The sequence below is a fragment of the Microbacterium sp. Leaf320 genome, from assembly GCF_001423485.1.
Lineage (GTDB): Bacteria > Actinomycetota > Actinomycetes > Actinomycetales > Microbacteriaceae > Microbacterium.
The window spans coordinates 66,035-87,220 of the sequence record NZ_LMOD01000003.1 but is presented as its reverse complement, the minus strand read 5'-3'; the positions used below and the strand labels follow the sequence as shown (position 1 = coordinate 87,220).

32 protein-coding genes are annotated in these 21,186 nt (G+C 66.4%); 27 read left to right on the top strand and 5 right to left on the bottom strand.

The annotated features are described in order from the left end of the window. Positions 1 to 42 precede the first annotated feature (42 nt). Positions 43 to 501 carry an ImmA/IrrE family metallo-endopeptidase gene (locus ASF63_RS10275; protein WP_056513269.1) on the bottom strand — a complete coding sequence of 153 codons (459 nt, stop codon included), beginning with the start codon at positions 499 to 501 and terminating at the stop codon, positions 43 to 45. Beyond that, positions 502 to 879 carry a helix-turn-helix domain-containing protein gene (locus ASF63_RS10270; protein WP_056513266.1) on the bottom strand — a complete coding sequence of 126 codons (378 nt, stop codon included), beginning with the start codon at positions 877 to 879 and terminating at the stop codon, positions 502 to 504. Positions 880 to 935: 56 nt separating this feature from the next. Here ASF63_RS10270 and ASF63_RS10265 point away from each other — a divergent pair, with 56 nt between their 5' ends. The 12 genes from ASF63_RS10265 (at position 936) to ASF63_RS10215 (ending at position 7,712) form a co-directional block, all read left to right on the top strand. Further along, positions 936 to 1,193, top strand: coding sequence for a transcriptional regulator (locus ASF63_RS10265; protein WP_056513263.1), 258 nt, complete (start codon positions 936 to 938; stop codon positions 1,191 to 1,193). Then, positions 1,190 to 1,354 carry a hypothetical protein gene (locus ASF63_RS19225; RefSeq protein WP_162238882.1) on the top strand — a complete coding sequence of 55 codons (165 nt, stop codon included), beginning with the start codon at positions 1,190 to 1,192 and terminating at the stop codon, positions 1,352 to 1,354. Before ASF63_RS10265 ends, ASF63_RS19225 begins: the two co-directional genes overlap by 4 nt. A gap of 32 nt (positions 1,355 to 1,386) precedes the next feature. After that, the gene (locus ASF63_RS10260; RefSeq protein WP_157534310.1) at positions 1,387 to 1,635 is read left to right on the top strand and encodes a hypothetical protein; all 249 of its coding nucleotides are present in this window, start codon (positions 1,387 to 1,389) and stop codon (positions 1,633 to 1,635) included. After that, positions 1,632 to 1,865, top strand: coding sequence for a hypothetical protein (locus tag ASF63_RS10255; protein WP_056513257.1), 234 nt, complete (start codon positions 1,632 to 1,634; stop codon positions 1,863 to 1,865). Before ASF63_RS10260 ends, ASF63_RS10255 begins: the two co-directional genes overlap by 4 nt. Then, complete coding sequence (locus ASF63_RS10250; protein ID WP_056513254.1) at positions 1,862 to 2,599, top strand: phage antirepressor KilAC domain-containing protein; 738 nt, start codon at positions 1,862 to 1,864, stop codon at positions 2,597 to 2,599. Before ASF63_RS10255 ends, ASF63_RS10250 begins: the two co-directional genes overlap by 4 nt. Before the next feature lie 65 nt (positions 2,600 to 2,664). Further along, positions 2,665 to 2,955 carry a hypothetical protein gene (locus ASF63_RS10245; RefSeq protein ID WP_056513249.1) on the top strand — a complete coding sequence of 97 codons (291 nt, stop codon included), beginning with the start codon at positions 2,665 to 2,667 and terminating at the stop codon, positions 2,953 to 2,955. Continuing rightward, positions 2,952 to 3,929: a hypothetical protein gene (locus ASF63_RS10240; RefSeq protein ID WP_056513248.1), complete on the top strand. Its 978-nt coding sequence runs from the start codon at positions 2,952 to 2,954 to the stop codon at positions 3,927 to 3,929. The genes ASF63_RS10245 and ASF63_RS10240 overlap by 4 nt, the downstream gene beginning before the upstream one ends. Next, entirely contained in the window at positions 3,916 to 4,728 is an 813-nt protein-coding gene (locus tag ASF63_RS10235) for a hypothetical protein (RefSeq protein ID WP_056513244.1), read from the top strand. Before ASF63_RS10240 ends, ASF63_RS10235 begins: the two co-directional genes overlap by 14 nt. Next, positions 4,728 to 5,162 carry a hypothetical protein gene (locus ASF63_RS10230; RefSeq protein WP_056513241.1) on the top strand — a complete coding sequence of 145 codons (435 nt, stop codon included), beginning with the start codon at positions 4,728 to 4,730 and terminating at the stop codon, positions 5,160 to 5,162. Before ASF63_RS10235 ends, ASF63_RS10230 begins: the two co-directional genes overlap by 1 nt. Next, the gene (locus ASF63_RS10225) at positions 5,159 to 6,796 is read left to right on the top strand and encodes a DNA cytosine methyltransferase (protein ID WP_056513239.1); all 1,638 of its coding nucleotides are present in this window, start codon (positions 5,159 to 5,161) and stop codon (positions 6,794 to 6,796) included. The genes ASF63_RS10230 and ASF63_RS10225 overlap by 4 nt, the downstream gene beginning before the upstream one ends. Then, complete coding sequence (locus tag ASF63_RS10220; protein ID WP_056513236.1) at positions 6,793 to 7,305, top strand: DNA N-6-adenine-methyltransferase; 513 nt, start codon at positions 6,793 to 6,795, stop codon at positions 7,303 to 7,305. The genes ASF63_RS10225 and ASF63_RS10220 overlap by 4 nt, the downstream gene beginning before the upstream one ends. Next, entirely contained in the window at positions 7,302 to 7,712 is a 411-nt protein-coding gene (locus ASF63_RS10215; RefSeq protein ID WP_056513234.1) for a hypothetical protein, read from the top strand. Before ASF63_RS10220 ends, ASF63_RS10215 begins: the two co-directional genes overlap by 4 nt. 91 nt (positions 7,713 to 7,803) lie before the next feature. Here ASF63_RS10215 and ASF63_RS19535 read toward each other — a convergent pair whose 3' ends face one another. Beyond that, on the bottom strand, positions 7,804 to 7,938 hold the full coding sequence (locus ASF63_RS19535) for a hypothetical protein (RefSeq protein WP_268770562.1): 135 nt from the start codon (positions 7,936 to 7,938) through the stop codon (positions 7,804 to 7,806). A gap of 191 nt (positions 7,939 to 8,129) precedes the next feature. On the opposite strand from ASF63_RS19535, the gene ASF63_RS10210 reads away from it, so the two are divergent. From ASF63_RS10210 to ASF63_RS10185, 6 genes are read left to right on the top strand one after another with little or no spacing between them, the layout of a single operon-like run. Further along, on the top strand, positions 8,130 to 8,651 hold the full coding sequence (locus ASF63_RS10210) for a hypothetical protein (protein WP_157534309.1): 522 nt from the start codon (positions 8,130 to 8,132) through the stop codon (positions 8,649 to 8,651). Next, entirely contained in the window at positions 8,638 to 8,862 is a 225-nt protein-coding gene (locus ASF63_RS10205) for a hypothetical protein (protein ID WP_056513227.1), read from the top strand. The genes ASF63_RS10210 and ASF63_RS10205 overlap by 14 nt, the downstream gene beginning before the upstream one ends. Next, a complete protein-coding gene (locus ASF63_RS10200; protein ID WP_056513224.1) occupies positions 8,859 to 9,254 on the top strand; it encodes a hypothetical protein in 396 nt (131 codons plus the stop codon). The genes ASF63_RS10205 and ASF63_RS10200 overlap by 4 nt, the downstream gene beginning before the upstream one ends. After that, positions 9,254 to 9,727 carry a single-stranded DNA-binding protein gene (locus tag ASF63_RS10195; protein WP_056513221.1) on the top strand — a complete coding sequence of 158 codons (474 nt, stop codon included), beginning with the start codon at positions 9,254 to 9,256 and terminating at the stop codon, positions 9,725 to 9,727. The genes ASF63_RS10200 and ASF63_RS10195 overlap by 1 nt, the downstream gene beginning before the upstream one ends. Continuing rightward, positions 9,705 to 10,160 (top strand): hypothetical protein, encoded by a 456-nt coding sequence (locus ASF63_RS10190; RefSeq protein ID WP_056513217.1) that lies wholly within the window; start codon positions 9,705 to 9,707, stop codon positions 10,158 to 10,160. Before ASF63_RS10195 ends, ASF63_RS10190 begins: the two co-directional genes overlap by 23 nt. After that, positions 10,153 to 11,094, top strand: a complete 942-nt coding sequence (locus ASF63_RS10185; protein WP_200934010.1) for a hypothetical protein — start codon at positions 10,153 to 10,155, stop codon at positions 11,092 to 11,094. Before ASF63_RS10190 ends, ASF63_RS10185 begins: the two co-directional genes overlap by 8 nt. Before the next feature lie 206 nt (positions 11,095 to 11,300). Here ASF63_RS10185 and ASF63_RS10180 read toward each other — a convergent pair whose 3' ends face one another. Further along, positions 11,301 to 12,194: a hypothetical protein gene (locus tag ASF63_RS10180; protein WP_056513214.1), complete on the bottom strand. Its 894-nt coding sequence runs from the start codon at positions 12,192 to 12,194 to the stop codon at positions 11,301 to 11,303. 81 nt (positions 12,195 to 12,275) lie between these two features. On the opposite strand from ASF63_RS10180, the gene ASF63_RS10175 reads away from it, so the two are divergent. The 3 genes from ASF63_RS10175 (at position 12,276) to ASF63_RS10165 (ending at position 13,970) form a co-directional block, all read left to right on the top strand. Next, positions 12,276 to 13,097, top strand: a complete 822-nt coding sequence (locus ASF63_RS10175; RefSeq protein WP_056513211.1) for a hypothetical protein — start codon at positions 12,276 to 12,278, stop codon at positions 13,095 to 13,097. Positions 13,098 to 13,386: 289 nt separating this feature from the next. Beyond that, positions 13,387 to 13,692, top strand: coding sequence for an HNH endonuclease signature motif containing protein (locus tag ASF63_RS10170; RefSeq protein ID WP_056513208.1), 306 nt, complete (start codon positions 13,387 to 13,389; stop codon positions 13,690 to 13,692). Between the two features lie 2 nt (positions 13,693 to 13,694). After that, positions 13,695 to 13,970, top strand: coding sequence for a hypothetical protein (locus ASF63_RS10165; RefSeq protein ID WP_056513206.1), 276 nt, complete (start codon positions 13,695 to 13,697; stop codon positions 13,968 to 13,970). A 51-nt stretch (positions 13,971 to 14,021) separates the two neighbouring features. Here ASF63_RS10165 and ASF63_RS10160 read toward each other — a convergent pair whose 3' ends face one another. Continuing rightward, positions 14,022 to 14,261: a DUF2188 domain-containing protein gene (locus ASF63_RS10160; protein ID WP_056513204.1), complete on the bottom strand. Its 240-nt coding sequence runs from the start codon at positions 14,259 to 14,261 to the stop codon at positions 14,022 to 14,024. Positions 14,262 to 14,484: 223 nt separating this feature from the next. On the opposite strand from ASF63_RS10160, the gene ASF63_RS10155 reads away from it, so the two are divergent. The 6 genes from ASF63_RS10155 (at position 14,485) to ASF63_RS10130 (ending at position 21,182) form a co-directional block, all read left to right on the top strand. Next, a complete protein-coding gene (locus ASF63_RS10155; protein ID WP_235560767.1) occupies positions 14,485 to 15,021 on the top strand; it encodes a hypothetical protein in 537 nt (178 codons plus the stop codon). Between the two features lie 76 nt (positions 15,022 to 15,097). Continuing rightward, complete coding sequence (locus tag ASF63_RS10150; RefSeq protein WP_056513198.1) at positions 15,098 to 16,678, top strand: hypothetical protein; 1,581 nt, start codon at positions 15,098 to 15,100, stop codon at positions 16,676 to 16,678. 14 nt (positions 16,679 to 16,692) lie between these two features. Then, positions 16,693 to 16,902, top strand: coding sequence for a hypothetical protein (locus ASF63_RS10145; protein ID WP_056513195.1), 210 nt, complete (start codon positions 16,693 to 16,695; stop codon positions 16,900 to 16,902). A gap of 13 nt (positions 16,903 to 16,915) precedes the next feature. Then, positions 16,916 to 19,066, top strand: a complete 2,151-nt coding sequence (locus ASF63_RS18835; RefSeq protein ID WP_082478047.1) for a phage portal protein — start codon at positions 16,916 to 16,918, stop codon at positions 19,064 to 19,066. 8 nt (positions 19,067 to 19,074) lie between these two features. Next, the gene (locus ASF63_RS10135) at positions 19,075 to 19,836 is read left to right on the top strand and encodes an HK97 family phage prohead protease (RefSeq protein ID WP_056513192.1); all 762 of its coding nucleotides are present in this window, start codon (positions 19,075 to 19,077) and stop codon (positions 19,834 to 19,836) included. A gap of 38 nt (positions 19,837 to 19,874) precedes the next feature. Beyond that, the gene (locus ASF63_RS10130) at positions 19,875 to 21,182 is read left to right on the top strand and encodes a phage major capsid protein (RefSeq protein WP_056513189.1); all 1,308 of its coding nucleotides are present in this window, start codon (positions 19,875 to 19,877) and stop codon (positions 21,180 to 21,182) included. Positions 21,183 to 21,186 lie beyond the last annotated feature (4 nt).

The following is a 21,186-nucleotide window of genomic DNA, read 5'->3' as shown; positions in this document are numbered from 1 at the left end:
GTCGCGACGGTGCCGCGGCGAGCCGGCTGCGGGCGTTCGGCACTATGCCACCCCGATACGGTGCGCCCATTGTCCGGCACCCATCTTCGGCGCGACGTAGACGTCCTCTCCGATGCGGACGAGCACTCGGCGGAATGCGTCGACGAGATCCGTCGTGACGTGCAGCGCGATCGCCATTGCTTCGAGATGTCCCTCGTGCCGCGCTTCTTCGACGCGATAGTCATGGGGGTCGATCAAGCGCAGTGCCGCCCATTCGTCTGCCCGCCGCTCCTGCTTCGCGTTGAGCGGGCCGAACATCGACGGCGTGTCTCCAAACGCAGCGTGACAAGCCTCGTGCGCGAGCGTGCTCACGTAGCGTCGGAACCGCAAATTGTGCTGAATGCGGATCAGTCGCTCGTCGTGCAGGTACTCGCCGTCGCGATCGTCTGGCAGGTCACAGAACTCGACGCGCACGCCGATCGAGTCGAGCCCGTCGTACAGCTCGAGAATCTTCGAGTCCATTCAGAACTCCCCCTCGTCCCCTCCGGGGTCGCGCGACTTCTTCTTCGCGACCGCTCTCATATCCTCCGTTGATCCACCGACACTGAACGGGCCGTGGATGAGTTCTCCGGACTTCGGCAGCGGGCGAGACTTCGTCGCCGTATCGGCTGCGCTGATGATCTCAATGAGGTCTACGCCTATGACCGCGCATACGGCGTCGAGCTGGTCGAGCGTGAAGACCTTCTTGCCGGTGAGGACTCTCGACAGCTGAGACGGAGAGATCCCCGTCTCGTCCGCGACGCGGGCCTGCGCAAGCCCGCGATGGGCGATTGCATCGCTGAGCAGCAGGCCGACGTGCTGGCTCAGGGGGCTGGGCAGCGGCTGGGTTCCGGTAGGCACCTGCCAATTGTGGCAGGTGGCTTGCCATTTGGCAATGATCGTCGCATGATTGCCATATGGCAACGCAGCCGATCAGCGCAAAGGTGACCGCAGTCGTCCGCATGGCGCTCGACGAGCGGGGACTCACACAGGAGTGGCTCTCGGACGAGACCGGGATTCCGATGCGGACACTCGCTCGCCGACTGCACAAGGTCAACCCGTCGAGCTTCCCTCTTGACGAGGTTGAGGTCATCGCCTCGGCGCTCGGGAGTGATCTCGTCTCGCTGCTCACGGCAGCTCGCCAGCTGCAGCCGGTGCTGGCGGTGGCATCGTGAGCGCCGCTGCCGTCATCGCCCGCACCGAGCCCTCCGATGCCGCATGGCGTCGGTCAGGTGACGTGGCAGCGCGCATCCTCGAGAGCCTCGCTCAGCGCGACGCTCGGGCGGCGGCGGGAGCAGTCGACCGGATCGCTGACGTGCTGGCGGTGGCATCGTGATCCGCGTCATCGTAGCCGCGAAGTGGGCCGGGATGTCTGTCGCTGCGCTCGCGTTCGGCTGGACCGTCGGTGGTCACCTGGATCTGTTCACCTTGGCCGGCTTGCTCGGCCTCATCATCTGGCGGCTCGCGCAGCTGCTCATTGACTCCGGCCGCTGGGGTGCCGGACTGCCCGCTGGGGAGTCGGGTTTCGTCGGTCGGGGCACCGTGGGGACGGATGCCCCGACCGAGCAGGACCTCAGCCGCCTCGACCGCCTCGACGGAGTGGGGAACGGGCGATGAGCGCCCTGGTCAAGGGTCGGCGGTACGTCGGAACGACAACTGGCACGCGGAATGGTGAGCGCATCTACCGCGACGTCGTGTTCACCGCGTCCCGCGATCAGGAGGTCGAGCCGTTCATCCGCGACCGTGCGAGCACGCCAGACCAAGACCGTGTGTTCCGCGAGTACGACAAGTTCGGATCGGTTCCGATGCTCGTCGTCGCAGGTACGGTGCGCGAGGTCGCGGCGTGAGCGCGCTCGAGGTGTTCCGCTACGAGGATGCCGAACTCCGCACGATCCTGATCGACGGCCAGCCGTGGTTTTCGGCGATCGACGTATGCGATGTGCTCGAGATCGGGAACGCGTCGCAGGCGTTGACTCGTCTCGACGCCGACGAGCGCACCCTCATTTCAAATGAGGGTCGATCCCTGAACGTCGTGAGCGAGGCGGGACTGTTCTCGCTGATCCTCGGAAGCCGGAAGCCGGAGGCGCGCGCGTTCAAGAGGTGGGTGACGCACGAGGTGCTGCCGAGCATCCATCGCACAGGCGCCTACGTCGTCCCCGAGAGCCCTGAGCAGCTGATGGCGCGTGCGGTGATCCAGGCGCAGGAGCTGATCGCCCGCAAGGACGAGCAGATCGCCGCGCTTGCGCCCCGTGCCGAGGCGTGGGACGAGCTCGCATCCGCTGAGGGTGACTACGAGGTCGGCGACGCGGCGAAGATCCTCGCCCGCGCCGGCGTCGAGACCGGCCGCCAGCGCCTGTTCACGCAGCTCGCCGACCTCGGCTGGATCTACCGCGGCGCTCAGGGGAAGTGGAAGGCACGTCAGACCGCCGTCGACTCCGGATGGCTCGCCGAGAAGCCGCAGTCCCACCATCATCCGCGATCGGGCGAGGTCGTCCTCGATCCTCCGCAGGTCCGGGTCACCGTCCGCGGTATCGAGCGACTGCGTGTCTGCCTCGGCCGCCTCGAGCTCGCAACCCTCTGACCCACACACACGAAAGCGGGGCGCCCGTTGCACCGGACGCCCCACCGAAAACGAAAGGCAAGCACATGCCTCAGACACAGGATACCGACGAGACGCCCGTCGCGGTGAGCGGCTTCGCACCGGTCACCGCAGACATGCACGTGGGCGACGCGATCCGCACCGACTCTGTCGTGCCCGAGCGCCGCGGCATCTGGCCGCTTGCTCCGTGGCGGTGGCTTCTGCTGCTGGCCGCGATCCTCCTCGCCGCGCTCTGTGGCCCGTTCGCGCCCGCGCCGGGCATCACGGGGGCCGAGCTCGGCATCCTCATCAGCCTCGGCGCGTTTGTCGCCGTCTTCACTCCCGGGAGGAACTCATGACCCCGCAGATCACTGCCGCACGCCTCGTCGTGCCGGATGACGCACCTCGCACTGTCTGGATGCTCGAGCGCGGGGAGGGCGTTACCGCCTCTGACGCGTGGAGGGTCGCCCGCGCCGGCATCAAGGCCCGCCGCACGATCGTCGAGCAGAAGATGAACGGCTCGACGTTCCGTGGCAATAAGGCCACCGACGCCGGACACGCTCGCGAGGCCGCGCTGCTCGACGAAGCCGCCGACCACCTCGCATCGCTCACCCCCAACGGCGCGCTGTGGGCTTCCGCCGAGAATGACCTGCTCCGTGCCACCCCGGACGCGATCGGTATCGACCAGGACGGCGCTCTCGTCGTCGTCGAGGTGAAGTCGCACGAGTTCGGCTGGGAGTCCGACACGATCCCGATCGAGCACATGGCGCAGATGCAGTTCCAGATCCACGTACTCGGTGCGGAGTACGCGCTGTACGGCTTCGAGGTCCGCGACGAGGACGACATGCCGCCGGTCAACGGCGCGACGTGGATCCCGGTCACGCGCGACGACGAGATGATCGCCTACCTCGTTGAGCGCGCCGAAGACTTCATCGCCTGGCGCGACGCCGGATGCCCCGATGTCGACGACCTCCCGGAAGAGGTCACCGCCGCGATGGCCGAGTGGGCACCGCTGAAGCGCGACCTCGACGCCGCGGCCGCCGCTGAGAAGAAGGCGAACGCCGTCGTCAAGAAGGCCACCGCGAACCTGCCCCACGCCAAGCGTTTCGGCGCCGTCGGCATGACCGAGCACGGCGGATTCCAGGTCTCCGTCTCCGAGTCCACAGGGATCGACGAGGCCGCGTGGAAGGAAGCAGAGCCCGGCCTCCACAACCACGCCGAGATGCTCCGCGTCGAACTCGCGCTCATCGAAGCGACCGCCGCCCGTCAGTACCCGAAGACCAACCGGCGCTCGTCGCTGCGATTCCAGGAGACCGAGAATGTCGACGACTGAACTCATCGAGAAGAAGACCATCGGCGAGGTCGAGCACATCGTGCACGCCTCGGGGGAGTGGGACGGCACCGGCCCAGTCGAGTTCTCCGACGACGGCGAGACATGGACCGAGGCGTGGGCGCCAACGATCATCACCGGTGCGAGCGGCGAGGAGATCCGCGTCGAGGTCGCTCACCCGGAGTTCGCGCGCGTCGAGGTGTACCGCAAGGGCGTCCGGATCCCGACGAAGGTCACGATCCGCTGGTCCGAGCAGTACCCCGCAGCCTCTGAAGAGTGGTCGGGCAAGTGGGACCGCTCGCCGATGCGCCACCTCGGCCGCACCGTCCGCATGGTCGCGTTCCGGCAGACTTTCCGCGACCTCCTCGGCGACATCCGCATCGAGGAGGAGGTCGACGAGCGCGACCTGCCGACCGCGCCGACCACCGACGCCGCGCCGAAACCGGATGCCGAGCCGAAGCCCGATGCCGCGCCCGTCGTCGAGCGCGACTGGGCTGCCGAGTTCCTCGCCGCGACGACGATCGAAGAGATCGACGTGATCGAGAAGGACGCCCGCGCCGTGCGCGCCTTCACCCCGGACAAGGCCGGCACCGACCTGCACCGCACCGCCCGCAACCAGCGAAAGGCGATCGCCGAATCCGCCTGGGCCCTCGATCACACCCCGGAGCCCGCCGCGACGTTGTCCGACGCGGCCGCCGAGGACGCACCTGCGACCGAGCGGCCCGCGCCGCGCGACTACCTGCCGCCGCAGAACCGCGCGGGGCGCCGCGCCGCTTCTCGCAAGAAGAAGGGCCGCCGCTGATGTACACCAACCCTGCCACCGGCGAGGTGATGACCACCGAGGCCGCGACGTTCACGATCAAGACGGGCGCGCAGCTGCTCGAATACCGACCCACGAACCCGACCGAGATGGAGTACTTCATCCGCGAGACCGTCGGCCTCATGGAGAAGCTGCCCGACGTGATGCTCGAGATCAACGGACGCCGCTACGAAGCCGAGCGCGCCTACATCGCGAAGAAGCAGACGCAGCTCGCCCACTACGGCCGCAACAACGTGCCCGCCACCTTCGCCCGCGCGATGGCCGACACCGACGCGCAGGACGAACTCGAGGCCTGGCACAACGTCAAGGCCGAGTACCACTACGCCGCCGGCACCGAGCGCGCTCTGCGCACGAAGGTCAACTCGATGCTGAACATCAATCGCGCGATCGCCGCGCAGTTCGGGGCTCACCGATGAACGCACTCACCGGATACCAGCACCCCGAGGTGGCGTGGAACGGCCTGACCGTGACCGACCTGTTCTGCGGAGCGGGCGGATCGAGCAGTGGGCTCGTCGCCGCAGGATACCGCGTCGTGATCGCCGCGAACCACTGGGCGCTCGCGATCGAGTCGCACCAGATCAACCACCCCGAGACCGACCACTCCCAGGCCGACATCTCGCAGGTCGACCCGCGCTACTTCCCGAAGACGCACGTGCTCTGGGGATCGCCGGAGTGCACGAACCACTCGATCGCGAAGGGCATCAAGCGGCAGCGCCAGCAGGATCTCGCACTGTTCGAGATCGACGGCACCATACCTCTCCCAGACGAGGCAGCGAACCGGTCCCGCGCGACGATGTGGGACATCCCGCGCTTCGCCGAGCACCACCGCTATATGGCGATCATCCTCGAGAACGTCGTCGACGCGTACCGGTGGGACCAGTTCCCGGCCTGGCAGCTGGCGATGGAGAGGATCGGCTACCGCATGCAGTTCGCGTGGCTGAACAGCATGCACGCGCAGATCGGCGGACTCCCAGCGCCGCAGTCCCGCGACCGCATGTACATCGTGATGTGGCGCGAAGATCTCGCATCGAAGAAGAAGGGACTGACCGGTCCGAACGTCGCGAAGTGGACCAGCCCGATGGCGCTGTGCATGGAGCACGGCGAGATCCAGGCCGTGCAGGCGTTCAAGAAGACCGAGCAGTGGGGCCGCTACCGGGCGCAGTACCTCTACCGGTGCCCGAAGTGCTGGCAGGTCGTCGAGCCCGGATGGCTCCCGGCCGCGTCGATCATCGACTGGTCGATCCCCGCGCCTCGCATCGGCGACCGCGCGAAGCCGCTCGCCGAGAAGACCGTCGAGCGCATCCGCCGAGGCATGGAACGCCACTGGACGCCGTTCATCGCGAAGGCGGCGGGCAATACGTACGACGGTGTCACCACGGGATCCGGGTATCTCCGCATCGCCGAGATCGGATCGCCGATGCCCGTGCAGACCGGCAGCGCCGAGCACGGCCTCGCGGTCCCGCCGCTCATCGTCAACCACGTCAGCGGCGCCGACGCGACGCGCTCCGAGCCGATCACGCGCGAGCTGCCGTCGATCGTCGCTGGTGGGCTTCACGCTTCGCTGCTTGTGCCGGTCGAAGGCCGCGAGGGAAAGAGCGCAGCATCTGCCGCGGACCCGATGCGCACCCAGTCGACACGTAACGAGACGGGCCTGCTGGTGCCGCTTCGGAATCACGGAGTCGCGAAGCCCGCCACGCACCCGATCGACACGGTCAGCGCCGAGGGCAACCACCATGCCCTCGTCATGCGGAACAACCTCGGCGGCGCCGAGATGTCCACACCGATCACCGAACCGATCCGCACGCTCACCACGGGCGGTCATCAGTCGCTCATCGAGCCGAGCGCGCCGATCAGCCTCGACGTGGATGACGCCGGATTCCGGATGCTCGAACCGCACGAGATCCAGGCGGGCATGGGCTTCGCGTCCGACTACCTGCTGCTCGGATCGAAGCGCGACAAGGTCAAGCAGGCCGGGAACGCGGTCACGCCGCCCGCGGCGCGCGACCTCGGCCACGCCGTCGCCGAGTTCCTCCTGGCGGTGGCCTCATGAACACGCTGCCCCTGTTCGAAGAGAAGGTGCCGCGCACAGAGACCGACGAGCGGTTCACTCCGAAGTGGATCTTCGACGCGCTCGGAGAGACCTTCGATCTTGATCCGGCGAGCCCGGTCGATGCGATCACTCATGTGCCCGCAAGCCGGGTACTCACCAGGATCGACGACGGACTCGTGCATCCGTGGGAAGGGTTCGTCTGGTGCAACCCTCCGTTCTCCAACACCACGCCGTGGGCGGATCGATTCATCGCTCACGCCGAAGTGCACGAGGGCGGCCTATTCCTAGGGCCCTTTGCGAACGCACGTTGGACTCAGTCCATGCTTCGTGCGGCATCCGCGGTGTGGCTCATGCGGGATTTCCCCTTCGATCATCCGACTCACGCGGGCAAGAGATCGAGTATGCCCCTCGCGATGTACGGCTTCGGAACGCGTGCTCTCGTCGCGATGCAACGCGCAGCTCGGCTGTGCCCCGACGCGGGGACTCTCGTGAAGGCGGTGGCATCGTGACCAAGCCGACCGAAGAGACCCGCCGGGGCGTCTACCTCCGCGATGGCTACCGCTGCGTGATGTGCGGTGCGCTTGAGCTGACCTTCCAGCACCGCCGCGCGGTGGGGCAGGGCGGCTCGAAGAACATCCCGACGGCTGTGGACGGCCTCAGCCTCTGCATGATCTGCAACGCCGCCTGCGAAGCCGAGCTGCAGACGAAGGCCCTCGCGAACGGCTGGAAGGTCCGCCGCTGGGTGACCTGCCCCGAGCGGGTGCCGGTCTACTTCCCGCACGAGTTCGCCTGGTATCGCCTCGAGGGGCTGCGCCGGATCCGGATCTCGGCCGCCGTGGCGATGGAGATGGGGTGCTCTGTCTACGGAGACGAGTGGATGCAGTGGCGGCTCCGCGCGATCGCGGGTGTCGCATGAAGCGCCCGACGATCGGGACGGTCTACGCCGTGTACTGGCCTGCCGAGCAGGTGCTGAAGGTCGGCATCATGTGGCGCGACTCCCGGATCCGTCACATGGTCGACACCGGCGGCGAGGTGCTCATGATGATGCGCGACAGTCCCGCCGCCTGGGAGCCGTACGCGCTCCGCGAGCTCGCGAAGACCTGGCCGCGCGCCTTCGCCTCCGCCGACGATTCCGAGATCATCCTGCGCCGCGGCCGCGGGTACACCGAGTGCTACCGGATTCCGCTCAACGAACTCCCGGCAGCAGTAGACGCAATCCTGAGGGGCACGATTCGCCATGACGCTGAGCAGACCAAGAACGATGACGGTCGAGGCGTTCCGGCAGATCCGACGCCTGCCACCGGCGCTGAGAGCGACAGCCGAGGGGCTTCGGATGCATGCCGACGACCACGGCCGAGGCCGCGTCGAGCTGCGCCAGATCCTCGCCGACGTCTATCCGGAGCAGTCCGACGTGACGGAGTCCGTGCTGGTGGATCACCTGCTCGAGCTGGCCGAGGCGGACGTCCTGACCCTGTACGAGGACCGCGGCGTCTCGCTGTACGTGTTCACGCACTGGGGCCGTATCGACCGGCCAACGAAGTCCGAGCTGCCGGAGCCGCCGCCATTCGCGAGGCGCTCGCGAGAGCCTCGCGAGTCACTCCTGGCGGGGGAGAGAGGGAGCGAGCGGGAGAGCGAGAGCGAGGGTGCGCGGGCGAGCGTGCGTGCGGGCGAGACTCCGTCAGCCCGCATGTCGCGAGAAGTGCTCCCACCGAATCCATTCTGCGAAGACCATCCCGGGGGAGTGCTGGAACCCTGCATCGCCTGCCAGAACGCGCGGCTACGCAACAAGCACTTCCTGGATATTCGCCGCTGGGACATGCGAAACGGAGAGGGGTGGAGCGATGAGACCTTCTGATCCGTGGACGTCAGCCGACTACTGGTTCGCCGACTTCATCGAACACCTCGAAGACTCCCGACCGCGATTGCTGAAGCTGCAGCGCGAGCGGGTCGAGATCCCGGAGGCCGTCGAAGCGGCACGGGACTACGAGCACGAGACAGAGCAGTTGCGGCGAGTGATCGTCGTGGAGCGCGAACGGTGGTTCGCAGAACAGGGGAAGACAGCATGAGCACGATCAAGGAGCTGCAGCAGCGGGTCGGCGAGATCAACGCCGCGAACGGCTGGCGCACGACGAATGAGGCAGAGCTCGATGGGAAGGCGCGCGTGAACTCACAGATCACGCGTCTCGCTCTCATCACCACCGAGGTGGCCGAGGCGATCGAGGAGATTCGGAACGGGCACGCGGTCGACGAGACCTACTACCCGGACGCGCACCCGTTCGCGGTTGGAACCGGCGCGGCACCGTTCAAGCCGGAGGGCGTGCCCTCGGAGCTGGCGGACATCGTGATCCGAGCCCTCGACGCTGCAGGCGCGTGGGGGATCGACCTCGAAGCGATCATCGAGGAGAAGCTCGCCTACAACATCACCCGCGGTCACCGCCACGGCGGGAAGGCTGTCTGATGGCCGGCGAGACCGTGATCACCGTCGTCGGCAATCTGACCGCGGACCCCGAGCTGCGGTACACGCAGAACGGCCTCCCGGTGGTGAACTTCACGATCGCGAGCACGCCTCGCACCATGAAGGACAGCGAGTGGAAGGACGGCGACCCGCTATTCCTCCGTGCGTCGTGCTGGAGGGAGTTCGCCGAGCACGTCGCCGGCAGCCTGTCGAAGGGCATGCGCGTGATGGCTCAGGGTCGTCTCCGTCAGCGCTCGTATCAGGACCGTGAGGGCAACCAGCGCACGGCGATTGAGTTGGAGGTCGATGAGATCGGCCCGAGTCTCCGTTACGCGACTGCACAGGTCACTCGTGCGGCCTCGAGCGGCGGCCAGAAGAGCCCGGCGGCATCCGCCCCGGGGCAGGAACAGCAGTGGGCGACGAGCGAGGCGCCCACGGATGGGGGATGGACCTATGGCGACGACACACCGTTCTGACCTAACGACCGAGATCGAGAAGGCGCTGACGGATGAGGCGTACGACGGCGGCTCCGGCGCGCTGACTGAAGAGCACTTCTCGCGGTACGTGCGCAGGCTCGCCGAAACGGCCGTGGAGGTAGTGCGCGAGCACGAGGCGGCATGGACGAAGGTCGCCGAGGCCGCAGCCACTACGTCGGCGGAGATCCAGAAGCTGGCAGAGGCGGCGGAATCGACGCGGCCGGTCTGCCCTGAGTGCAGGGATGGGAAGCACAGCATCTGCATACACCAGTCACTCTCTGACGGTGACGAGTTCATCGACTGCGCGTGCGGGTGTGAACCGTCGCGCACGTGCCCGAGCTGCAAGGACGTCGTGCCGATCGGCTGGACGCTCGAATTCCACCTGAACTGCAACTGGCCTGAGGACTTCGAGGAGGCGCAGAAGCATGTCTGATCGCTACTGCATACGTGGGTGCACCGTGCGCGGCGAGCACTATGCCGCGTGCCCTCACAGTGAGCAGGACTACTCGGGTCCGACGGTCTGCATGGGATGCGTGCAGGTCGAGGCCCGCGACGCTGTGTTGCTGTGTGAGTCCTGCTACCGACGCCTGCGTCGTCACCTTGAGGATGCCGCAGATCTCGTCGGTCACCTGCGCTCGATCGCGGACCCGACGAAGGCCGCGGCGTACGACCGGGTGCGTGTGCAGTCGTCGTCGATCGAGATCCCGGCACCCGTGGCCGCTGACCTGATCGACGCGTCAAACGACATCACGACGACTCTGAACATGTGGGCGAATCACGTCGCGGGGGAGGACCGCCCCGGCGCCGGCCTCCCCGCCGGGGTTATGGCGGATGCCGCGCACCACATCGTGCAGCTCGCGGTCGACGTCATCCTCGAGGATCTCGATGCCCTGGCGAACGACTCGCATCAGATCGGCGCGCTCTGCGATGGCGTCGTCGTCGTCAACGGGGGAGCGCCGGAGGTGTGGACGGTCGCGGATGCCGCTGTCCGGTGGCCGCTCGAGGACTCGCCTCGGTGGGCGCACGCAGCATGCCCGAAGTGCGACCTGATGGCCGTGCGGGTGCAGCCCGGACGCAATGGCCGCCCGGCCCGGTATCGCTGCTCGACGGAGGGCTGCGACTGGGAGGCGAACTCGAACGATGACGGCGGTTTGTGGGCGTCGGTGTTCGCGGAGCCTGCGCCGGCCGAGGTGCGACCGCATGACCCGCGCTGGCTGACCCTGGTGGACGCTGCGCGCCTCGTGGAGCGCACGACAGGCACGGTGCGGCGTTGGGTGCAGCAGAACCTCCTCGAACCACAGCTCGGCCGCTACTGGCAAGACGACGTGCTGGCCGTGGCCGCGCTGAAGAAAGGTGAGGCAGCGTGAGAACCTGGATCACACTCGCAGAGGCCGCAGCGCGCGTTCAGGGTGATGCGGCGCTTTCATCGGCCGAGCGCCGCATCCGCAGGTGGGTGGCCTCCGGAGAGCTCACGCCTCTCGCAGGCCGATTCCGCGTTGATGACGTGCTAGATACCGAGAGAAGAATGCGTTCGCGCAGGGGGCGCCCACGGAAATCCAGCTAGCCAGACAACCTATTCATGGAGGGCAGACGTGGCTCTGTTGCGGCGCAGGTTGTCAGTCTCGTCGAGGCTCAGCCAGAAGTTCTCGTCGCTTCGTCCGAGTCTCACCAACTCGTAGCCGTGTGACCTTGCTTCTTCGGTGAGGCCCTCTGTGTCCACGTCGCCCACGGTCGGCGGGTAGAACAGGCTGATATCGAAACCATCTTTGTAGAACGAGTACGACAAGAGAGGTGCGCCAATAAACGGTGCGAGTCCTTCTGCTAGAAACTGGACCACGGCTGGCGCATTGGCTACGGCGCTGCTCCGAATTGCCGCAGTGGCGATCACGCGTTTCAGGCTGCTCAGATCTTCTTGGATCAGTTGAAGCTTGGCGTCAGTGATTGACCCTTCCGGGTCGGGCTGTGCAGCGGTGATGGTCAATCCGAAATGGCGCCAGAGCGGATTGGTCCCTGCGCAGCTTGCCTCACTAGCACGCAGGTGAGCCGCGAGCTTCGATACCTGTTCGCCCACTGACCATCCGCGAAGAGAGGAGTCGTACTCGTGAGTGTTCAGGCCAGATGTGTCGAAGGGGAGGGTGGTGTGTTCATCTCGTACAAGCGCGACCGGCTTGTTCAGGGAGGTGCGTACCCCAAGCTCGAAGAACACATTCGGATTGTGTGTGGAGAGGTCGCAGAGCACCATGTCGGCAGTCGACAGGTGCTTGATGATCTCGCCGTGAATCATATGGGAGCCCTGCGTAACCGGTCGGATCGCCTCGTAGCCAGCTTTTTCGACCGCAGGAACGAAGATCGTTTCCATCACGTGTATCCAGTGGTCTGAATCGCCGTCGAACCGACCGACGTCATCGGCCCGCGTGGTGATCGGCATTGCGATGAAGCATCGCGGCTTTCGGACGTCCACTGTCATGGGGGAACTCTATCGGCGGGCGACCAATGCGCCGCAAGTCGGAGGCGTCCTATCGGCCGGGTGCGTGCGAAGATGTGAGCCATGTTTGATTGGCTCTATGGGCCGCGCTTGCCCGCGGCGGACCTCGGTCCTGTTTCGCTGCGCAACGTGACGCTGGACATCGACACGTTCTTCGACCTCGCGGAGGAGATTCCGGAGATAGTGAAGAGCGCCGGGGTCTTCACCGAGATGAATCCGGATCTGCTGACCACGCAAAACACAGTGCGGTACGAATCGAACGCGGTCTACAAGCTTCGGGACCGGGTCGTCGATCAGGACCGCATCCGGGGATTAGGTGTCCCCGACAGGAACCAACTGCAGCTCGAGGTGACCGTGAGCGTCTGGGAAGACAAGCCGGAGGTCTCGGACAAAGTCTCCGAAGTGAGCGTCCAAGTCGTGGCACCCCAGGCGATGGTATTCGTCAACGGGCAGGTGATCTTCGGGAGAACGACAGGAGCCATCGCGCGTGAGGTAGCCCGATATGTCTACGCGAACGCCACGCATCATCCCGACTGGCCAGCACTTCGCTGGGCTTGGTGGTTGATTCCGATTCCGATCGCCGTCGCCGCCTGGGTATGGGTTGCGCTGACAGTCGAACTGCCCGTGCCGGTCCATGCGCTGATCCTTGCGGTGATAGCACTTGCCAGCTTCAGCTCGATCCAGAGAGCGGCCGCAGGGATTCGTTCTGCTCAACGTCAAGATAACGCCCCACATCACCGCATCAGGTTCCGTGGCGAGTCTCGAGTCGAGACCCAGCAACGGCGCGCCGACACTCGTCAGAATGTCCGAGTAGCCCTCGTCACCGCGCCGATCGCAATTGGCATCGGTGTGGTCGGAACACTGATGAGCACTTGGAGCGGATGACTACAGAAATGTGTCAAATGTGTCCATTTCTTGTGTTAAGCTGTGCTTGCACTTGAACCATGACCAAAAGCCTCGCCGTTCGATCGGCGGGGCTTTCGTCGTATCCGGGTGCGCCCCGCCGCCACACGCTCACATCCCTCTGCCGAGCGACGTTGCTGCCATGACGTCACGTCGGTAGTCCCGCTTTGGATCGGGTCGACGGTCGAGTGAGCAGTCGGAGATGGTCGCATGATGCACACACTGAAGCGGTGATGCGCAGCGGGGCGCAGTCTTCTCGCGAGAGGCGATCGTGTCTGACGTCATCCACTCGCGTGCGTACAAGGATCTGCGGGCGGCGCTCAAGGCCGAGTGGCGGGCACGCAACGCAGCGTGCGCCCTCTGCGGTCAGGCCGACATCGAGTACGACGGTCCACGCAACGCATCGAACAGCTTCGAGCTCGATCACAAGATCAGCCGGAAGCGTTGCCTCGCGATGGGGAAGCCCGAGCTGCTCCTCGATCCCACCAACTGTCAGCCATCGCACACGCGATGCAACCGGTCGAAGCAGGCCGGTGAAGCGAAGCCCACGATGGGCGAGACCAGCGAGGAGTTCTGACCATGGACAACATGCGCAGGATCGCGATCACCGACGGACCCCTGAAGGGCAAGACCGTCGAGGTGCACGTCAACGAGACCACCTTCACCACGCACGCAGGCCATGGTCACTACGAGGTGACGAAGGACGGCGCGACCTGGCACCGCACGCACGCCGTCGCGGCGACCACCGAGAAGCAGGCTGCGAAGCCCGTCCGCAAACGCACTCCGAAGCCGACAGCACCGAAGCCGTCTGCATCTGCCCCAGTGGACGCGCCGATTGAGGCGAAGGCTCAGTGACATGACGGGAGCCGGTGGCACTTCCCCTGCCACCGGCTCCCGCACTTCAGATCAGCCCTTGCTGCTGCGAGGATCGTTCCCCTTCGGGATCGTGTCCTTCGCCCGGATCTGCCCATCGCGGCCGTGGATGTTCAGCTCTCCACCACCAGCGTTGCCGATGATGTCGCGTCCGCGATTGATCGCATCAGCCTGAGTGTCGTGATGTGAGGAAGCCCGGCTTGCACCCGGAGCCTTCACATCCCATCCGCCGTCCGAGTTCGGTACGACGTGCCTGCTGTTGTCATTGCCCATGTCTGTCACCTCCTCTCATCTCGTTGAGGGAACAGTGACACGTACATCGGACTAGCGGCCGACTCGACACGCGGGCACCCCGTTACGTCGAGCGGGGTAGGGGCGTCTCAAACTCTACAGACTGACGACCGAGGCCACTTCTCCGGCAGTGATCTCTCTCCCCCCGCACCGTGAGGAGGGGGTCGCGCGCGGTAAAGGAGTATCCCTAATGCGAGTGATCGTCATGGCCGCCACGAAAGCGTCCGGATTGATGGAGGCGAACAACCTCGACATCGACCCCGTAGCGATCGTGACACCGCGTTCGCCGGATGCTGCTCGAGGCGTGATCGCCGACCGCATCATGGAGGCGTCGTCGCTGACGCCCGAGATGCGCGAGAAGCTGATCGACGGCGTGACGCCCTCGATCGTCACGACCCGAGACGCGGTCGACATGGTCGCCGCGACCGAGAAGTCGCTCGACGCCGCGTCGAAGATCCTGACCGATATGGATGCCGGCGCGGTCGAAGCGCTGCGCGCGCTCGCGCGGAAGATCGACGCGTGGGATCAGATCGTCGACTGGGCTCTCGAAGATGCCGCCGAGACGAAGGGCGGTCGCCCGACGGTGCCGCAGAACGACAACGTCTCGATCTCGGCGTACCTCAAGTACTGCGATCAGCTCGGCCTCACTCCGACCGGCCGGAAGGCGCTCGGGGTGAAGGACGGGGGCGAAGGTGGCAAGAAGGCTAAGCTCACCGCCCTCCGCTCGGGCCGCTCGGCGTAGCGCGACCAAGGGGCCGGGCGCCGCATACCTCAAGGCCGTCGGTGGGCCGACGCGCACCGAGTCATTCCGCCGACGCGTGGGATGCACCGAGCCGCGCATCTGCACGCCGCCTCTGCGCGAGCTCACGCCGGAGACGTCGAAGGGCTTCGCCTGCATCGAGTTCGCCGAGGACATCCTCGAGATCGAACTGCTGCCGTGGCAGCGCGCGCTGCTGATCCGAGCGCTCGAGCTGAATCCCGACGGAACCTACCGTTTCAAGACCATCCTGTTGCTCGTCGCTCGCCAGAACGGCAAGTCGACGCTGATGCAGGTGCTCGCCCTGTGGCGCATGTTCGCCGAGGGCGCCCCGCTCGTCATCGGCACCGCGCAGTCGCTCGACATCGCCGAGGAGCAGTGGTCGGGCGCAGTCGAGATCGCCGAGGGCATCCCCGAGCTCGCCGAGCTCATCGAGCACGTCGACCGCACGAACGGCAAGAAGGCGCTTCGCCTCGACTCCGGCGAGCGGTACAAGGTTGCGGCGGCATCGCGGCGCGGCGGCCGTGGCCTCTCGGGCGACCTCGTGCTGCTCGATGAGCTGCGCGAACATCAGAACTGGCAGGCGTGGGGCGCGGTCACCAAGACCACGATGGCCCGCAAGCTCGCACAGATCTGGGCCGCATCCAACGCCGGCGACATGGCATCCGTCGTCCTCCGTCGTCTCCGCTCGCTCGCGCACCGCGCGCTCGGCTGGCCGGACGGCAAAGACGGCATGGACGACCTCGACAAGCTCGGGGATTCACAGGACGAGACGACCGAGGTCGACGACTCGCTCGGCATCTTCGAGTGGTCATCGGCGCCCGGCCGCGGCGTGTGGGATCGCGAAGGCTGGGCCGAGGCGAACCCCTCGCTCGGCTACACCATCGACCTGCGCTCCATTGCTGCCGCCGCTTCGACGGACCCCGAGTGGGTGTTCCGCACCGAGGTGATGTGCCAGTTCGTGAACATGCTCGGAACCGGTCCGTTCCCGACCGGCTCATGGGCGGCGACGCTTGACGCGAAGAACGACCGCGTCGAGCGGGAAGTCACCCGCGACCCTGACCGGCCTGCGTGCTACGGCATCGATATGTCGCATGACCGCACGATGGTGTACATTGCGCTCGCGTTCTGGGACACCGAGGGGCGGATCCGCGGTGAGATCGTCGCACAGCGCGCCGGTCCCGACTGGGTGCTGCCGTGGCTGCTCTCTCCGGCGAGGAAAATCGCGCCGACGCACGTCGCATTCCAGCGACGAGGCGCGCCGATCTCGTCGATGTGGGGCGAGTTCGAGGACGCCGGCATCGAGGTCACGCCGTGGGGCGAGGACAAGCTCGCCGGATGGCACGGCGCCGTCTACGACATGATCCGCAAGGCCGCGACCGACGAGTCGCCGAAAGACGAGACCGAGGACGAGTTCCGCGATCGCGTCCGCATCTCGCACGGCGCGCAGCCGGTGCTCGATGTCGCCGCATCGACCGCGCAGATCAAGGCCGTCGGTGACGGTTGGGTAATCGACCGCAAGGCATCCCCGGCGGACGCCTCGCCGCTGCTGGCGTTCATCGCCGCGGTGGGCCTGCTGCAGACGAACCCGGCGCCGACTTCGGCATCGGCCTACGAGAGCAACGACCTCATGGTCGTCTGACGAGAGGTGCTGACATGGGCGCATTCCGCAAGGTGCTGCTGCACCGAACCGTGATCGTGAACCTCACCGACGGATCATCCATCTCGGGTGTGCTGTACCGCGACCCGGGGAACCTGATCGTCCTGAAGAACGCGACCTACTTCGAGCAGGGCACGGCACCGGCACCGCTCGATGGCGACACCGTCATCGACCGCGCGCAGGTACTTTTCGTGCAGGCACCGTAGGGGAGGGGCCACGATGGTTTTCACCTTCTCCGAGGGCAAGCTCCTCGCCGTCCAGAAGCCGACCTATCAGGCGCCGACAGCGCTGCGCATCAGCGACAACCTGTCCCAGGACTACTCCGCGATCTACCGGCAGCAGCCGTCGGTGCGCACGGTCGTCGACTTCCTCGCCCGAAACGTCGCGCAGCTCTCGCTGCACACGTTCCGCCGCCTGGACGACTCGGACCGCGAGCGTGTGACACATCATCCGTTCGCGAAGATGATGCGCGCACCGAACCCGTACACAACGGGCTACCGCCTGATCTTCTCGCTCATCGCAGACCGCGGCATCTACGACCGTGCACTGTGGGTGAAGACGTTCCAGGGCGGACGGTCGATGCTGGTACGGATTCCGCCGCGCCTGTGGACGATCAAGGACGACGACAACTGGCTCGCGCCGACACGGTTCGAGATCAAGGGCAACCGCGGAACGACGACTCTGGACGCGAAGGACGTCGTCTACTTCCGGGGTTACAACCCCGAGGACGAGCGCTACGGGCTCTCGCCCATCGAGTCGCTCCGGCGTGTGCTGTCCGAGGAGTACGCGGCCGGCCAGATGCGCGAGCAGGCCATGCGCAACGGTGCACGAATCGGCGGGTACATCCAGCGCCCGGTCGGCGCACCCGACTGGTCAGACCCTGCCCGGCAGCGCTTCGCGACAGGATGGCGCTCTCAGTACGCCGGACAGACCGCGACCGAGGGCGGCGGAACGCCCGTGCTCGAGGACGGCATGACGTTCGTCGCCGCCGGCCACTCCGCGAAGGACATGCAGTACATCGAAGCGCGCAAGCTCTCCCGCGAGGAAGCCGCCGCGGCGTACTTCATCCCGCCACCCATGGTCGGAATCTTGGATCACGCCACGTTCGGCAACATCGAAGAGCAGCACAAGATGCTCTACCAGGACACCCTCGGGCCGATCCTGCAGGAGGTGCAGCAGGAGATCGCGCTGCAGATCCTGCCCGACTTCGGCGACGCCGACGACCTCTACAACGAGTTCAACATGATGGAGAAGTTGCGCGGCTCGTTCGAAGAGCAGGTCTCGCAGCTTCAGACGTCCGTCGGCGCACCGTTCCTCACCCGGAACGAGGCACGCGCGAAGGTCAACATGCCGCGCATCGAAGGCGCCGACGATCTCGTCGTACCGCTGAACGTGCTTGTCGGCGGCCTTGCCTCTCCCACCGATCAGGCTTCGGCGGGATCGGGTGGCGGTTCGCTGCCCGAGCTCGAGGCGACGACCTCCGATGCGCTCACCGCAGATGAGATTCAGACCCTCGTGAACGCCGCGGCCACGCTGATTCGCTCGGGCTTCGACCCGGTCGAGGCGCTCGTCGCTGTCGGCCTGGATCCGATCAAGCACCTCGGGCTACTGCCCGTCACCGTGCAGCGCCCGCAGGAACCGGAGAACGTCGACCAGGAAGCGGTCGACGATCTCAAGGCCAGCCGGTGGGTGCGCCCAGTCCCGCGTGCGAAGGCACGCGCGACAGAGCCTCAGATCGCGAAGGCGACTCAGGTGCTCTCGGACTTCTTCGCCCGGCAGGAGCGCTCGGTGCGTTCCGCGCTCGGCGCGAAGGCGGCCGAGTGGTGGGACGGCGAGCGGTGGAACCGCGAGCTCGGCGACACTCTCCTGGCGCTGTCATCGTCGATCACGGTCGACGTCGCTCGCAAGCAGCTCGAGCAGCTCGGTGTGGACCCGGACGAGTACGACGTCGACAAGACCGTGGCGTGGATGCGCACGGTGTCGACGTCCAACGCGAAGAGCATCAACGCGGCGACCGAATCATCGATCGTCGCGGCGCTCGACACTGACGACGGGCCAGGCGCTGTCGATCAGGTCTTTGAGGTCGCCAAGTCGGCCCGCGCACAGCAGGGGGGTCAGACCCTCGCAACGTCGCTCGCCGGCTTTGCCTGCGTCGAAGCCGTCAAGCAGGTGCGCGGTTCCCGCGGGGCGACGAAGACGTGGATCGTCACGTCCAGCAACCCGCGCGCCTCGCACGCCCAGATGTCAGGCGAGACGGTCCCGATCGATTCCGTGTTCAGCAATGGCGCCAAGTGGCCGGGCGACAGCTCGGCGCTCGACGTCGACGAGGTCGCCGGGTGTTCCTGCGACGTCGATATCAAGTTCGAGTAGGAGGAGCCATGTTCACCAAGGCATGCGACGTGCGTGTCAAAGCGGTCGGCGTCGATGACAACCTCGACGACGGCGTCTTCGAGGCGATCGTGTCCGTGTTCGGAAACGTGGACAGCTACGGCGACCGCGTCGTCAAGGGCGCATTCGCTGACACCCTCGCCGAGTGGGAAGCCTCCGGCGACCCGATCCCGGTCTACTGGTCGCACCGCATGGACGACCCGGACTACAACATCGGGCACGTGCTCGAGGCGAAGGAAACCGACGACGGCCTCTGGGTGAAAGCCCAGATCGACCTCGAAGGCCCGAAGGCGCAGCAGGTGTACCGCCTGCTGAAAGGCCGCCGCGTCACTCAGTTCTCGTTCGCGTACGACATCGAGGCGTACACGATCGTGAAGACCGAGGGCGACCCGGACTCGGTCTGGGAGCTCACGAAGCTGAAGCTCTACGAGGTCGGCCCGACGCCCATCGGAGCCAACCAGGAAACAGAACTGCTCAGTGTGAAGTCCGCGGCGCACCACGCCGACCGGATCGCCGCTGAGGTCAAGGCTGGCCGAGTCATCTCGGCCAAGAACGAGAACGAGCTGCGCACCGCACACGAGTCCATCGGGCGCGTGCTGGCTTCTCTCGAACCCGACGAGGACAGCAAGGCCAGCGCGCCTGCACCGGTCAAGGCAGCCGAGGAGCCCGCAGGGGCCAAGGCCGCCCACGAACCCGCGCAGATGTCGTCCGCCCGCGCCCGTCAGCTCATCGAACTCGAACCCGAGTTCTAACCCCTCTGATCCCCTGCGGGGGAGGAAGGAGAGACGTCATGTCGACGACTCTCGAAGAGCAGATGCGCACGGAGCTCAAGGCTGCGCGCGACATCTCGCTGAAGTACGGCGATGGCGACATCGTCGGCGACGACCTCGCGGCCGTCACCACCCACCTGAAGGCCTACCAGGATCTGAAGGTGAAGTTCGAGAAGGGCAAGGAGTCCGCGGACGTCAAGGCACGCCTCGACGCGATCGGCTTCGACCTCGGCCTCGAGCGCACGCCCGACGGCGAGAAGCAGGCACCCGGTGCGTTCCACCAGCCGACCAAGCTCAAGAGCATCGGCCAGATGTTCGTCGAGTCCACCGAATACAAGGGCCTGATGAGCCAGTTCGGTGGCGGCCACATCAACGAGAAGGCGCGAGTGCAGTCCTCGCCCTTCGGCCTGAAGAGCCTCGTCACCGGCGCCGCAGACGCGTCGGCCGGCGCGTTCGTGAACACGGACCAGACCGGAATCTACGAGTCCCTCGGTCGCCGTCCGCTCACGATCCGCGACCTCGTCTCGATCCGCCAGACCGAGTCCGACACCGTCGAGTACGTGCGGCAGCTCACGCAGCCGTCGAGCGCGGCCGTCGTCCCGGAGGCCACCACGGCCGCCGGACCGACCGCACCCGGCACCGCTGGTGCACTTGTGCCGGCCGCCGGTGGCGGCTACAAGCCCGAGGGCTCGATGACCTTCGAGAAGGTCACCGCGGCGGTGAAGACGATCGCCGAGTGGATCCCCGCCACGAAGCGCGGCCTCGCCGACGCGAAGCAGCTGCGTGGTCTGATCGACGACGAGCTGCGCGCCGACCTGGCCGAGGAGGAAGAGGACCAGATCCTCAACGGCAACGGATCCGGTGAGAACTTCACCGGCATCCTGAACACCTCCGGCACCCAGGCGCAGGCGTACTCGGCAACGGTCGCAGGTCTCGACCCGCTGATCGAGACCACGCTCAAGGCGAAGACGAAGGTCCGCACCGGCGGCCGCGCCGTCGCATCCGGCTACATCTTCAACCCGGAGGACTGGGAGAAGATCCAGCTCGCCCGCCTGGCGAAGAACCCGAACAACGAAGCGGTCGCGGGTGCCGTGCCGACGCTGCACGGCCTGCCGGTCGTCGAGTCGGAGGCGATGCCCGCGGGCACCGGTCTCACCGGTGACTACCGCAAGGCGGTCATCTGGGACCGTGAGCAGGCGTCCATCACCGCCACCGACTCGCACGCGGACTTCTTCATCCGCAACCTCGTCGCCATCCTCGGCGAGCAGCGCGAGGCGTTCGGCGTCACCCGACCCTCGGCATTCGTCGAGATCGATCTGAGCGCGTAAGTCG